The 12,454-nt window shown below is 43.8% G+C and carries 19 protein-coding genes and 1 pseudogene; all 20 read left to right on the forward strand.

Annotated elements, in window-relative coordinates; translation table 11 throughout:
- Window positions 1–149: 149 nt before the first annotated feature.
- On the forward strand, window positions 150–1,166 hold the full coding sequence (locus AC3A8L_RS14315; protein WP_487962950.1) for a PFL_4669 family integrating conjugative element protein: 1,017 nt from the start codon (window positions 150–152) through the stop codon (window positions 1,164–1,166).
- Window positions 1,144–1,782 (forward strand): hypothetical protein, encoded by a 639-nt coding sequence (locus AC3A8L_RS14320; RefSeq protein ID WP_487962951.1) that lies wholly within the window; start codon window positions 1,144–1,146, stop codon window positions 1,780–1,782. Before AC3A8L_RS14315 ends, AC3A8L_RS14320 begins: the two co-directional genes overlap by 23 nt.
- 246 nt (window positions 1,783–2,028) lie before the next feature.
- Window positions 2,029–2,541, forward strand: a pseudogene (gene ssb, locus AC3A8L_RS14325) (single-stranded DNA-binding protein).
- A gap of 10 nt (window positions 2,542–2,551) precedes the next feature.
- Window positions 2,552–4,576: a type IA DNA topoisomerase gene (locus AC3A8L_RS14330; protein ID WP_487962952.1), complete on the forward strand. Its 2,025-nt coding sequence runs from the start codon at window positions 2,552–2,554 to the stop codon at window positions 4,574–4,576.
- 23 nt (window positions 4,577–4,599) lie between these two features.
- Window positions 4,600–5,013 carry a PFGI-1 class ICE element type IV pilus protein PilL2 gene (pilL2, locus tag AC3A8L_RS14335; RefSeq protein ID WP_487962953.1) on the forward strand — a complete coding sequence of 138 codons (414 nt, stop codon included), beginning with the start codon at window positions 4,600–4,602 and terminating at the stop codon, window positions 5,011–5,013.
- Between the two features lie 2 nt (window positions 5,014–5,015).
- On the forward strand, window positions 5,016–5,453 hold the full coding sequence (locus AC3A8L_RS14340) for a hypothetical protein (RefSeq protein ID WP_487962954.1): 438 nt from the start codon (window positions 5,016–5,018) through the stop codon (window positions 5,451–5,453).
- A 127-nt stretch (window positions 5,454–5,580) separates the two neighbouring features.
- A complete protein-coding gene (locus AC3A8L_RS14345; RefSeq protein WP_487962955.1) occupies window positions 5,581–5,781 on the forward strand; it encodes a hypothetical protein in 201 nt (66 codons plus the stop codon).
- Window positions 5,778–5,990, forward strand: a complete 213-nt coding sequence (locus AC3A8L_RS14350; protein WP_487962956.1) for a hypothetical protein — start codon at window positions 5,778–5,780, stop codon at window positions 5,988–5,990. The genes AC3A8L_RS14345 and AC3A8L_RS14350 overlap by 4 nt, the downstream gene beginning before the upstream one ends.
- Window positions 5,983–6,399, forward strand: coding sequence for a hypothetical protein (locus tag AC3A8L_RS14355; protein ID WP_487962957.1), 417 nt, complete (start codon window positions 5,983–5,985; stop codon window positions 6,397–6,399). Before AC3A8L_RS14350 ends, AC3A8L_RS14355 begins: the two co-directional genes overlap by 8 nt.
- Window positions 6,400–6,489: 90 nt before the next feature.
- A complete protein-coding gene (locus AC3A8L_RS14360; RefSeq protein WP_487962958.1) occupies window positions 6,490–6,963 on the forward strand; it encodes a DEAD/DEAH box helicase family protein in 474 nt (157 codons plus the stop codon).
- Window positions 6,960–7,664, forward strand: coding sequence for a hypothetical protein (locus AC3A8L_RS14365; protein ID WP_487962959.1), 705 nt, complete (start codon window positions 6,960–6,962; stop codon window positions 7,662–7,664). The genes AC3A8L_RS14360 and AC3A8L_RS14365 overlap by 4 nt, the downstream gene beginning before the upstream one ends.
- A 19-nt stretch (window positions 7,665–7,683) precedes the next feature.
- Window positions 7,684–8,124, forward strand: coding sequence for a hypothetical protein (locus tag AC3A8L_RS14370; RefSeq protein ID WP_487962960.1), 441 nt, complete (start codon window positions 7,684–7,686; stop codon window positions 8,122–8,124).
- Window positions 8,121–8,333, forward strand: a complete 213-nt coding sequence (locus tag AC3A8L_RS14375) for a hypothetical protein (RefSeq protein WP_487962961.1) — start codon at window positions 8,121–8,123, stop codon at window positions 8,331–8,333. The genes AC3A8L_RS14370 and AC3A8L_RS14375 overlap by 4 nt, the downstream gene beginning before the upstream one ends.
- Before the next feature lie 16 nt (window positions 8,334–8,349).
- A complete protein-coding gene (locus AC3A8L_RS14380; protein ID WP_487962962.1) occupies window positions 8,350–8,640 on the forward strand; it encodes a hypothetical protein in 291 nt (96 codons plus the stop codon).
- Window positions 8,627–8,818, forward strand: coding sequence for a hypothetical protein (locus AC3A8L_RS14385; protein WP_487962963.1), 192 nt, complete (start codon window positions 8,627–8,629; stop codon window positions 8,816–8,818). Before AC3A8L_RS14380 ends, AC3A8L_RS14385 begins: the two co-directional genes overlap by 14 nt.
- Before the next feature lie 221 nt (window positions 8,819–9,039).
- Window positions 9,040–9,408, forward strand: coding sequence for a hypothetical protein (locus tag AC3A8L_RS14390; RefSeq protein WP_487962964.1), 369 nt, complete (start codon window positions 9,040–9,042; stop codon window positions 9,406–9,408).
- 113 nt (window positions 9,409–9,521) lie between these two features.
- The gene (locus AC3A8L_RS14395; protein WP_487962965.1) at window positions 9,522–10,073 is read left to right on the forward strand and encodes a DUF3275 family protein; all 552 of its coding nucleotides are present in this window, start codon (window positions 9,522–9,524) and stop codon (window positions 10,071–10,073) included.
- Between the two features lie 12 nt (window positions 10,074–10,085).
- On the forward strand, window positions 10,086–11,189 hold the full coding sequence (locus AC3A8L_RS14400) for a DUF6094 domain-containing protein (RefSeq protein WP_487962966.1): 1,104 nt from the start codon (window positions 10,086–10,088) through the stop codon (window positions 11,187–11,189).
- Window positions 11,190–11,254: 65 nt separating this feature from the next.
- Entirely contained in the window at window positions 11,255–11,905 is a 651-nt protein-coding gene (locus AC3A8L_RS14405; protein ID WP_487962967.1) for a hypothetical protein, read from the forward strand.
- A 203-nt stretch (window positions 11,906–12,108) separates the two neighbouring features.
- Window positions 12,109–12,454: hypothetical protein (locus AC3A8L_RS14410; RefSeq protein ID WP_487962968.1), on the forward strand; the 346-nt coding region annotated here is incomplete at its 3' end.

A 12,454-nucleotide genomic window follows, 5' to 3' on the forward strand; every position in this document is an offset into this window, starting at 1 on the left:
ATTAAGTCACTGCCGGTGGCAGGGTGTTATCACTGATAACACTTCGAAGATTAAGCGAACAGGTTGGCTACAACTTGATGATTATCAGATTTGATAACAATTGTTACTATTAAAGCAAAGGGATTAGCAAATTGACTAAGGGCGGAACTATGACCGACACACAAAATACGAAAGATGAAAAAAGCAAAAGCGCTGAGGCTCCACGTGCACGGAACAATAATAGTTTTCGTCCGTTTGGGCGTTCGTTTCAGCGCCCATCCATTGCGCTAGATAGCACTGCGGTGCCAGAGCCAACACGTGGTGCGAGAGTCGGCCCGAGTATGTCGATGGAGGCTTCGATAACACTGCATACTAAGTTAGCTGTTAATCTTTGGAAGGGTCGTAAGGCAACTTCAGCTAAAGTCCGCGATGGTATACCTGGGGTATTACGATTCGCGAGAGAAGCGAGTAAAACTTGGAATGATGCAACGTTGAACAATCATGTTGCTGATATGTATTTGATTTTGACCGAGGAACGCTACGAAAAAGCATGCAATAAAATCGAAGATTCAACACTGATTCTTAAAGAACTTCTAGACGTGCAAAATGTATTTGATGGCATTGGCATAATGAACAACACAAAACCATTTAAGTACGATTTGAAGTTTTCGTGCCCGTGGGGATATCTAGCGTGTGCTTTGCTGAAAAAATACGATGACCTAATTCGCTTGGCGTTGACTGCAAAGCACATCGGATTTTTAGGGGACGCAGACTGGAAAATTTTGGTGAACGATGTTGGCAGAGCTTTCAGAGGATTTTTACAATCATTGGATGCCTACATACCAGTCCCGATTGATAGAATCTGGTTTGAAAAAAACATGCAGCACAAAATTGCGAAAGTGTATAAACACTACAGTTTTGCAAATCGGGAAATGCCCGTAGTGCCGGACGATATTTTTAAATGTGAGCGGCGCCCGCAAATATGCCCTCCCATTAGAAATGAGAAAGAGCGTGAACATGCATGGGAGATATTGGGACCGTTTACTAATGAAGACATGACGAAGTTAGTTAAACAAATGCCTATACGAGCTGATGAAGCGAAAAAAGCACGCAAAGAAAGATACAAAGCTGAGGCAAGAAAACGATCACAGAGAGTAGAGACTGATGACAATAATAACCCCGATTGATATTCAACAAATTGTGAGTGGCACTGACTCCATACCACGCGGGATACTGTCGCGTAACCACGATCAAAAATTGTCCAAAATGGATCATCCTTTAAAAGGCCTTTTAAGGGATAAGGGGCGGAGCAGTGCGACAATTGAAGAAATGATCCAGTTGCATAAGCGGGCTGCGCTTAAAATTGAAAGAGCCGGTGACGCACTTGTCGAACTCGTGAGGGAGAAAAACGATGAGTACGGCGGTGGTCTGTTTAATCTCAAACACAACCGAGGAAGCTCGTTCCAGTGGCGAGCCAACGGACGTTTGGCTGCGCAGAGTAATGGCACAATTAAACGCACTGCCAGCCTTCGTCCGTTTAGTGTTGATGCAGACGAATACATTGTGATCGATCAAGTACTGAGAAGCCTGGGCGCCGAGGCGAGAGCATTTTATCGCGCGATTGATAATGTGACGCAGGAGCTGACGATTCGACACATCATACTGACCAATGCAATGCGTTATCTCAATCATCATGTCCAGCGCACAGAAAATCAAAGTGAAATTTCACCGCGAGCGCAAAAGATATCTGAAGATGTACTCAGTAAAATTTGGCATGAAATTGAGTCTGAAAAAACATTTTAAGTTGCTCAGGCTAAGTACGATTAAACGCTTTAGCGTAAACGAACTTTCCGTAGAATAGGCAATGAGCAGTGAATCTCCTCAGGTTTTTCGCTCACAGGAAGTTCCGTTTAGATTTCCAATCCTTAGGGGCGCTATGCGCCCCTTTTTTATGCACGATCAATATTCATTTGATTGTCGCCTATATATTTCTCTGCGTGCATGCTGCCGGTGAATTCAAACATCACTCATTAATACCGGAGAATTGTAATGGCACGTGGAATAAACAAAATGACGCTAGTCGGGTTTCTAGGTCAGGACCCAGAGGTTAAATACACCCAAGGTGGCAATGCCGTCACAACAATCAGTGTCGCTACCAGTGATACTTGGACAGATAAGCAAAGCGGGCAGCAACAATAGCGTACCGAGTGGCATCGAGTTGTGTTCTTTAATCGCCTTGCGGAAATCGCTGGGGAGTATTTACGCAAAGGCAGCCAAGTCTACATTGAGGGGCCATTGCGAACTCGTAAGTGGCAAGATCAATCTGGGGCTGATCGATACACAACTGAAATCATTGGCAATGAAATGCAAATGATGGGCGGCAGTAATAGCGGTGGCCGTGGTGACAATGATGTAGCACCGAATGGCGGAACTCAGCCAGTTAATCAGTCGGTACCAGTACAGCATCAACCTGAGTATGCAGTGCCAAACCAGGTACCTGATCAAGATATGATTCAATCCAGTGCCGGCGGAAGTCAGAATCCAGGAAGTGGCGGCAACTAAGGAGTGACCAATGTCCATTTTATTTGTTGTCGAATCACCGAATAAAGCTAAGAGCATTCGTAACTATTTCCCTGATTTTAAAGTCGTCGCAACGGTAGGTCACTTTCGTGATCTGCCTGTTGATCGAATTGGCGCAGAGCCGCCAAAGCATGAACCAGAGTATGTAACGATGGAGGGCAAAGCGGATGTTGAGAAAAATCTCCGTGCTGCCGCGAATAAAGCAACAGTGATTTATCTGGCGACCGATCCTGATCGAGAAGGTGAAGCCATTGCGGCGCATGTGGCCAATCTTCTGGGCCAGAAACATAAAGCCAAAATTCACCGAGTGACATATGTCGAGGTGAATAAAAAATCGATTGAGAATGCGATAAACAACAAGCGTCAAATTGACTGGGCGTTGGTACGTGCTCAAGAAGCACGGCGAGTGATTGACCGCTATGTCGGTTACATTGTTTCTCCTGTGCTGACCAATAAATTCAAAGAGCATGTCAGTGCCATTCATTTTTTGAGCGCGGGTCGCGTTCAAACCATTGCGTTAAAACTCATTGTTGAGCGTCAGCGAACGATTCAGAATTTTAAGTCAGTTGAGCACTACGGGGTGACCGCATACTGCTTGAAAGAAGGAATCGACTATCGCGCACAGTGGGCCGCCAATGGAATCAGTGATGCCAGCTTGGCAAGCACAGAGGATGATGAAAAAAAACAAGGATCTGGTTTGATGACTGACAAGGCATTAGCCGAGGCGGTTAAGGCTCGAACCGATGCGTTAACCGTGTTTAAGGTGGTGAAGAAAGCGGTGGCTATAGCGCCATCCAAACCGCTGACAACAAGCAGCTTTGTGAGGCTCATGTCGGGCAAGCTAAGGCTTACAACAAAAGCGAGCATGGATGCCGCTCAGAAGCTGTTTGAGCAAGGTTTAATTACTTACCATCGTACTGACAGCCCTGTTATGTCAAATGACGCACAGGAAGCTGTAAGGGCCTTTGCAAGGGCGCAGGGGCTGCCAGTGCCAGAAACCGCAAGAACGGTTAAAGCGAAACAGGGTTCGCAAGAAGGGCATGAATGCCTCCGGGTAACAGATATTGCGAATACGCTACCAGAGCTCGTCGATCAGTCGTTAATGAAAGTTTATCAATTGGTCTGGCTTACAACGCTGCAGTCGCAGCTGGCAAATGCAATTGATGATCGGACTACAGTGATTCTGAAAAATGCCACTGAGGATGTATTCATCGCCAAAGGCTCTGTACAAAAAGAATTAGGCTGGAGGGCCAGCCTGAAACTGTCAAAGAATGACAGCATTGAATCTGAAAAAATAAAAGGGGGGGAAGAAAAAATAGCGAAGCTGCCAATGCTCGCCGAAGGCGAAGCAGCCATCGTCGAATCAACGACGCTGGAGATAAAACACACGAAGCCACTCAGTGTCTTCAGTGAAAAAACATTAGTCGAGAAACTGGACAAACTTAATATCGGTCGCCCAGCGACCTACGCGCAAATCATTGAACGAATCAATGAGCAGGGCTATATCGAACGCGATACTAAATTAAACCTCACTAGCACTGCGCTAGGAGAATGTGTCATTGATGTACTTGACGGGCAGTATTCATTTTTAAATTACGAATACACGGCTGAATTAGAATCACTGTTTGATCAAATCGCAGATCGCAAACACGAGATGAGTTATCTGCCTGTTGTGGATGCTGTTTATTCAAGTCTTGAATTTGATAGCTCTACGTTAGAAGCGTTGGCGTTGCCGACGGTGATCTGTGAGAAAATGAGGCTGGTAAAACCGAAAGCAAAGCCTAAATCTAAATCGAAAAAAAGTGGAGCAAAAAAGATGGGTACTGTAGTTGCGTTCAGTTCAGCGAAAAAGAACAGTGGTATGGATAAGTCGAGCTTTGTAGTCGGGACTCAATGTACGACCTGTCAATCAGGAACTTTGAGTATTAAATCGTTGAAAGGCGGTGATAATGTCGGCAAGGAATTTGTTGGATGCAGTGCCTTTCCAACGTGTAAACATTTTCAGTGGGTTAACTAATTAGGATTAGGACGGTTTTCGTTATGTATAAATTAAGAGTGTTAGGTGTTGCCATGTTGTTACCAGTAATGGCAATAGGGGAAACATTACAAATTGATGAAAAGCCTTATGTACGCACGGATCGCTATACATTAGTCAGCATCGAGACTCAGCCAGAACAAATATCACCTTTATTAAGCATTGTTGAAATTAGTTTTTCACAACACATAAATTCGGTGGGTCGAGCACTTGATGAGCTGTTAGTCGGATCAGGTTACACGTGGAACAAGGAAATGGCTGAAAATGATCGACTTAATGGATTGTCATTGCCGGTTGTCGTTCGCGATATTGGCCCTGTACGTTTACGCGATGCACTGATCACTGTTGTTGGTGAAGCCTGGAATTTACAAGTGAATGAACTCACGCGTGAAGTATGGTTTGAGCCTAGGGAGATCTAATCATGACTGTTAAAGTCTTTAAACATAATGAGTGGATTGAGGCTACGCTTGAAAACCTGAGCCAAGGGGATTACATCTCTAATGGTCATGAGACGTATTTAGTCTGCGATATGCCCTTTGAAAACGAAAACGGTAAGCTTGAAGTGCCGTGTGTATTGCCAGAGCCTAAGCCTATTATTATCCAGCTTGGCAATAACAATGATAAATACATCACTATGGCCATGGATTTGGCTGGCACATCTTTGCGCGATTTCGGGGACGGAACGATGATGCTGTGTGAGTTTGAAGGTGGCAATACGCATGTATATTCACCAAGGCTCACTAAGTCAGAACTTGAGTTATTTTGTAAAGATAATATCGAGAAGTACCAAGCCTTTTTTGATCAATACGGTGAGAACGATATTTTTGAAGGGCCTGTTTCAATGGATAGGTTTTGGTGATCGGCCATTGTTGCCGATTCAGCAAATCATTAAATCTTTTATGGGCGGGGCAATAACGGTTTAATCGTTTTAATTACTGCGGTAGGTCACTAAACTTTTTATGACTAATCTACAGTGAGCCCGCCCTATGTCTAATTCTCCGCAACAAAACAGTCAAGTAGTTTGCTTAAAAAACCATACCGTTGAGCTAAGTTTAATTGTTGATGACATTCTGGAGCTCATCGAGTCCGAAGCTAATCAGCAACTAAACATCGAAGACCGGTATGCAACAGCCTTGGGTGTTGAGCGTATTCTAAGAAAACATTTGGCTGAAGAGCAATCCAAGTGAACTCTATAAGTCAACCATTTACTTATATCCTGAAATTTATCGACTCTGCAGGGAAAGAGCATAGGATCGAAAAAGAGGACTATGACCAGATAATGGATGTTGCCAATGCCCACCTTGCTCTCGGAGCCGGCTTAGTGGAACTTTTAGATAGTGAGGGCGAGGTGTACGCTTTGGATAACGACAGTAGTGGGCGGGTTAATAATGGATAAAGTACCCTTCGAATGTTCAATAAAATCAGTTGAAAAAACCATCGCTAATAAACAACAAGCTCTCACAGGCATTAAAAGTGATATAGCACTGGTGATGAATAATGCCGAGTTTAGCCGTCATTGCAATGAATTGAGTTATGCCCTAGGTAGAGTCTTGGGAGAGCTCGAGTATTTCAGCCCCAAACCTGCCAAAAGAAAGTCCCTTCTTACTGAGCAAAAATCACTTGAAAGAAAAATACGGCACTTGAAGCGGCTCAATATTGCGCAGCTGTTTGAGCAGGAATGGCTTTTGTCTGACAATATCGTCCAGCTCACGGCCGAGTTGAATGAGCTTAAAGTGCTATCTGGTGTTGTTAAACAAAAGCGTAAGTTTTCGGTTGGTTTGATGGCTCCAGTTCAAAGTGCCTAAGCTAAATAAAGTTTTTCCTATGTGTTCCAATACTAGTCATAGGTTTAATGACCATCCATAAATCTTTACTAATTCGAAGGAAAGCATTTGATGAAATCCTCAATGATGGTTGAAGAGAGACCAGTTGGTGTGATGGGATTGCCCGAAGTCACAACTGGCTACAGAAAAAGCTTGTCTTTGATTTCAGTTAGCTTGAAGTTATTAGAGCAACTTATTTTGCCGAAACTCATTGTGATTACAGGCCCATCTGGATCGGGAAAATCCCTATTGGCGAATGTCTTAGCCAAAAGTGGTGACAACGTTGAACTGATCAACTGCAAAGCTAATATCAACCTGCCGTATGATAGGTTTAAAATTACCGAGCATTCATGCACTGCAAGTGTAACCTACCTCATTGATGACGCGTTGCATTGTGATCAGGAGTCGTTAAATGCTTGGCTGGTCGATCATGTTATCGATCACGATGGCATTGCGATTCTGTTTGTTCAGCACTTTGGTGGTTTGGAACTATCCATTCCTTTTGTATGTTTGAGTCTGTCTCGTCTTGGAGTTTCAGTCCGATGAATACTAAAGAATTTGGTTTTATCTCGTTTCCCGCAATCGCAGTTACGTTATTTTTAGTCTTCTCGGTTACTCTTTTTGTATTTGATGACGACCCTTATACGGGCTGGGGAGAGTTCGAAACATGGACTGATAAAGATCGTAAGGATGAACCGGTTAATTGTTCGGCCCTGTTGAGTGCTGAAGTGGAGCGAGATTATTATCAGTATTCCTATGTTGATCAATATGAGCGGCATACAGCATACTTTCAGGATTACATTAAAACGACTCGACATCAGTTTAAGCAGTGTCGAGAGGATATTGATCCATTGGTGAATAAGTGGTGCGACAAGTTTATTGATAAAGGGCTAGATGGTTTTGTCAATCACAAAGATAACGATGGGTATTTACCTTTATGGGTTATTGATTTCTGTCACGAGGGGTTAATAACTGAATTCAAGAAAGTAAATTCAAATTTTAAACTTCCTGATGAAGAAGTTAAGTTACTTGTTTTGGAGGACTATGGCGTAATGCTTGATCCTTCTTCGATAAAAAATATTCGTTTTGAAGAGCGTTATAAGGACGCGCTTTGGGGAATAACGTTGACTGCTGACCAAAAAGAGCTTTCTAAGGTTTATCAACTGAATTTTAGTAGTAAAGAAAATTGGGAGCAGGCAAAGCATGGGCTGGCAGTAATGGTCTCAAAATACAGTACTCGCAACTAATCCATTACTGGAAGAATTTATGCTGGTCAATTCAACAATTTTGTTAAGTGTTTTTATTCGTAGCCTTAAGCATCTTCTGATCGGTGTCGGCGCTGTTTCATGCGTCTGGCTCTATATTAATGGTTCCGTTTTTGTTATTGAAGAGTCGATACGTGGCAACAGGTTGCTGGGAATGCTTGTTGGTATTGCTTTGGTTGTCCCGCTCATAGTTGCTGTTAATGTTATCGTGATGATGGCCAATCGTGAGAAATCTCAGTCTCGACCGCTTCCATTGAGAGGTTTGGTCGATGTACATCATCATCAAAACGTTGATGCTCTATTAAGGCACTCTCATGTGCTTGCCAGGGAAAATAAAGGGTTGAGCGCCGAGGAGCGTAAACGTGTCCTAATGGGAATCAGTGTTATTTCTGAATTATTTTATGAAAATGGCCAAAGAGTTTGGGAAGAGGAGTTGAAATGAATACAGGTTTATTAGTCATGAATTTTCTAGCTACGGGATTTTTTGTAGTTGCTCTCATAGTTTATGCTGGGTTGGGGAATAATTTGCCCGAAGGTTCTCGACCTTCCGTGATGTTGTTTATGCTCAAAAAGAAGGTTATCACTCTTTCTTTGGGAGCTAGCGCGCTGTCGCTGGTCGCTATGCTAGTGATTCAATTATCGATGTTGTGAAAATGAGGGCGTTGCGGTGAAAGTTAATTTTCCATTGATTCTAATTATGTCTGCTCTACCGTTTTCTAGTCATGCAGAAGAAAATGAGGAGGTACAGGCAAAGAATGCTTGCATTCTCGTTGTTGATAGGCTCGCCATTCAGCCGGCGCTGTGCGAGTACAATGTTAGGCCAGCGACTTTCTGGTTATGCGTTAGTGAACGTATTGATGATGGTGAAAGCTTTGTCTTCGCATCAGAGCGCTGCATTAACATTACTGCTCGCAACTCTTCTAGAACTAGCAGTGGTGTTTTCAATGATGAGCCCTAAGCCTATAGACTATTACCGTGGTTTAACGTCCGGAGGGTCTTATCTTGCAATACTTTCACAAGATCAAGCAGCAACCGTCTTAAAGGCGCACGATCATGGAATTTCTACCCTCGATATTGAGGAGGTTGCTTTGTTGGATCAAGTGATGAGTATCTTGAAAGGCGAGATTCGACCATAAATCATACACGCTGGCCTCGACTATTTATTGACAGATTGATCGATTGCTGTTTGAATTTTAATTAAGTACTTTGCTTAGCAAAGGCCTTTAAAAAGCTGATCAATAAACCTGAAATTCAGTACGGCTATCGCCGGGTTTATCTTTTTTATAATCCACCCAGCGGGGATCTACCCGTCTGGGATAGGTTTCTTGCTGATCTATTTTTTTAGCGAGGAATTATTATGAGTCGTCATTCTGTTTGCACCACACGAAACGATGAAGACGTTTGTGTGACAGTAGGTTGGGATCGTCCTTTGTCTGGTTTTTTCATGGATGTTACTAGAACTATTGAATTTACTGATGAAGACGATGGTGTTACCTACCAAGATGATGAATATATCTACTCGAATCTTGAAGATCCAAACTTACCCATGGGTCTATCTCTGGATTTGAACTACTTCAAGTTGAAGATTAGTGATCTAAATATCGAGTTGCCTGACGAAATTTTTACTATTGTCGAAAACGATGGTGTTAAAAACGTGGGCAATTTATTTGCTTTTTATGAATTTTCAGGCGGATCTCTAAAGTTGATTAACTCTGTTGTCGGTTAACTTATTGGATTCTATCAATGTAGTTATTTAATTTTTAATTTCACTCACCCAGCGGGAATCTACCCGTCTGGGATAGGTCCTCGTTGGTTTTCTTTTTCTTGCGAGGAATCCCTATGATCACTGTCCCTGGTAAAATCAATATACGGACTATTTCTGGTCGCTTCGGCGACTTTAACGTTGGAACACTGGAATGTTCTATCGGTTCTTTTTCGGTTAAAGACCCTGCCATCGATGAGTTTTCGGAGGGGGTTTACACCGGTTCTTTTGTCATCGAATCCATAAAGCCCGATTCGTATGTGGCCTCCGGTCGCATGGTTGTCGAGGTTCGTGCTCGTCTAAAAGGCATTATGCTCGATGATGAATTGAGCTCGCCCTCAGAGCCCGAGTCTTATGAACAAGACCCACTAGAGCAAGAGTGTCAGTTTAAAAATGATGTTCAAGCCCCAGCGGTGCCGGCAGCCGTTGAGACTAAAGCTGAGACATCCAGTCCAGCGCCTGCTGATGAAAATGACGGCAGTCACTTATTTGGTGTTCTTTGGCCTCTTGGTAATGTTGTCAGACTGGACCCAACAATCGAACGTTTACGTCTGCGTCAGCAAAAGAAATTTTTGCAGGATAACGGCTACAGTTTTCGGGTTGCGCAACAACATTGGATTAAGGAATAGGAGGGTTTAAGGATGGCGTTAATATTTCCACGATTGGCTCGTAACTTTATTAAAAACGGTTACTTTCCGACGGATGAGCTTTCGATTGAGCGCATCTTGCATATGCTAGAACCCACACAGGGTGCTGTTCAGATGATCGATCCTTGTTGCGGTGAAGGCACAGCGTTAGCAGAGCTTGCTCACTATTTCAGGGAGTCTGGCATGGCGGTGACTACAGCCGGTATTGAATTTGATGCAGAGCGCGCAGCGCACTCAAAAACAATGCTGGACCACGTTGTTCATGCCGATATGCAAGATTGTGTTGTAGGGAGCGGGCAATTTAACCTGTTGTTTTTGAATCCCCCTTATGGTGATCGGGTAACTGATCAAACCAGTATGGAAGCCAATCGGCAAGGTAGAGACCGTTTAGAGAAATATTTCTTAACGCGATCAATGCCCATGCTGTGTTATGGCGGCCTTTTGATCTACATCATTCCAAATACCATTTTGGATAAAAATCTATCAAAGCAGCTGGCCAGAAGTCTTGATTCGTTGTCGATCTATCGGCTACCCGAGGATAGGTTTAAGCAAGTCGTGATTACGGGCTATCGGCGAAGAAGTGATACAGCGGGCGTGAGCTCGGTGGTCAATCATTTATTAGCTGTCGGTGAAGATCGCTCATTAGCACCTGAGCTACCGGAAGTGCCGGAGCGGTTTTATTCCGTTAACGGACTACCGCAGGTTAAACCACTGGATGTTAGATCGGTAAAGCCTACGGTTGAATCGGTGTTAGAAGTTAAACAGCGCCATAGTTGTTTGTGGGCTGATTTTAACAATCACTTTTCGCAGAAGGTTTGTGACCGCCGGAGACCCGCTAGAAAGCTATCAGATTGGCATTTGGCCCTAATGTTAGCTGCCGGTCAATTGTCCGGTACGGTGATGTCTGGCGACGGTCGTAAGCTGATGGTGAAGGGATCAACGCACAAGGTTAAAGAAATGAGCTTATCGTTTCAGGAAGGTGACGATGGTTCAGTGGTTGAAACGCACAGTGCCATTGATCGATTTGTGCCGGTTATAAAAGGCATAGATGTTACCGAAGGCACTGGGTCGTTTGGCGAAGTGTTTACCATTAAATAGTGGCATTTAGCCATTTCCCGATTGGCCTCCAATCGGGAGGCCTTTTATTTTTTTAGGAGGTTATTATGGTTGAATCAACTTTTTTGAAAGTGAATGAAGCTTCAGCGCAGATGTTTTGCGATGCGTTCATCGGTGATGAAGGCAATTTTATCTTTGGTAGTTTTTGGGGTAATGAAACAGTTTTATTAGAGTTCTTTGCCCGGTTAACATTACCAGCGAGTGAGTTCGGCATCCGAGAGCTCAATCTATCGAGCAACAAGGGAGAGCGGTATAAATTGTCTATCCCTAAATCCGCTGATCTCCAAAAGATCGCGGCTCGAACGCCGCCTAATACGATCTTAGGCTCTTTGTGTCATGTATTTATTTATGATGTGGTATTACGTTCACCGAACCGTACAACCGGTGAGGCTTACGTGTTTGGTTTACCGGATCAAAATCGAGATGACACAGAGGATCGTATGTGGAGCCAGGTGCAGGACTTAAGTCCAGTGCCTGTGTTGGACCACTGGCGCGGTTGTCTAATGCCGATTTTATTGGCACGTGAATGGGTTGTTGAGATTGACTGCTTTGGTTTAACGGCATTCAAAATATCACTTGTCATTGACTTGTTTGAGCAGCTGATTACCGATGGTTTGCGCAGCGGAGATTTGTTGTTGCGGCCGTGTCTTAATCGCAGCGTTAACAATCAGCCCAAGGAATCGCTTTCACTTTTTTAGACCCTACGGGGTCTTTCTTAATGGGCTTGTTTCAGGCGTATTAAGAAAGGCACTGCTAGCAATAGCACCTTTAGAAAAGCTTCCCATGAGCAATGCAAGGAAGCGCAGCAAACGCTGTTGTTCATATTATCCAACTCGCCCTATGGGAATATCCCATAGGGGTATTCCGTGGGCTTCTTTCATCTTTTTTTGAGGAGCAAACAATGAATACCACAGCGAACCCTGAATACACTGCTGATGAGCAAGCAGGCGATGTAACCGAGGAGCCTTCCAACGTTATTGCTTTGCATGATTTTATTAGCAATTTTGGCAGTGATCTTTTAGCTGCTGTTGAACGCGATAACCCGCCTGTTTACAACGATACGCCAAACGCTCTGCGTGTAAGTGTATTAGACGGATTGATGCGAAAACCTTTCCCTGCTCAAGCTGACGCGGTTCAAGCGTTGTCTGCACTGTTATTCGATGAGAATGAGCGTGCAGCGGTATTGAATGCAGAAATGGGTACCGGTAAAACCATGATGGCAATTTGTCTTGCCGCCATCGCTAAAT

It is taken from the genome of Marinagarivorans sp. (assembly GCF_982758155.1).

Coding starts and splice junctions, on each gene's coding strand:
- AC3A8L_RS14330 (WP_487962952.1), top strand. CDS start 2,552: ATGTCCATTTTATTTGTTGTCGAATCACCGAATAAAGCTAAGAGCATT.
- AC3A8L_RS14360 (WP_487962958.1), top strand. CDS start 6,490: ATGAAATCCTCAATGATGGTTGAAGAGAGACCAGTTGGTGTGATGGGA.
- AC3A8L_RS14395 (WP_487962965.1), top strand. CDS start 9,522: ATGATCACTGTCCCTGGTAAAATCAATATACGGACTATTTCTGGTCGC.
- AC3A8L_RS14345 (WP_487962955.1), top strand. CDS start 5,581: ATGTCTAATTCTCCGCAACAAAACAGTCAAGTAGTTTGCTTAAAAAAC.
- AC3A8L_RS14375 (WP_487962961.1), top strand. CDS start 8,121: ATGAATACAGGTTTATTAGTCATGAATTTTCTAGCTACGGGATTTTTT.
- AC3A8L_RS14385 (WP_487962963.1), top strand. CDS start 8,627: ATGATGAGCCCTAAGCCTATAGACTATTACCGTGGTTTAACGTCCGGA.
- AC3A8L_RS14340 (WP_487962954.1), top strand. CDS start 5,016: ATGACTGTTAAAGTCTTTAAACATAATGAGTGGATTGAGGCTACGCTT.
- AC3A8L_RS14315 (WP_487962950.1), top strand. CDS start 150: ATGACCGACACACAAAATACGAAAGATGAAAAAAGCAAAAGCGCTGAG.
- AC3A8L_RS14365 (WP_487962959.1), top strand. CDS start 6,960: ATGAATACTAAAGAATTTGGTTTTATCTCGTTTCCCGCAATCGCAGTT.
- AC3A8L_RS14370 (WP_487962960.1), top strand. CDS start 7,684: ATGCTGGTCAATTCAACAATTTTGTTAAGTGTTTTTATTCGTAGCCTT.
- AC3A8L_RS14400 (WP_487962966.1), top strand. CDS start 10,086: ATGGCGTTAATATTTCCACGATTGGCTCGTAACTTTATTAAAAACGGT.
- AC3A8L_RS14320 (WP_487962951.1), top strand. CDS start 1,144: ATGACAATAATAACCCCGATTGATATTCAACAAATTGTGAGTGGCACT.
- AC3A8L_RS14405 (WP_487962967.1), top strand. CDS start 11,255: ATGGTTGAATCAACTTTTTTGAAAGTGAATGAAGCTTCAGCGCAGATG.
- pilL2 (WP_487962953.1), top strand. CDS start 4,600: ATGTATAAATTAAGAGTGTTAGGTGTTGCCATGTTGTTACCAGTAATG.
- AC3A8L_RS14390 (WP_487962964.1), top strand. CDS start 9,040: ATGAGTCGTCATTCTGTTTGCACCACACGAAACGATGAAGACGTTTGT.
- AC3A8L_RS14355 (WP_487962957.1), top strand. CDS start 5,983: ATGGATAAAGTACCCTTCGAATGTTCAATAAAATCAGTTGAAAAAACC.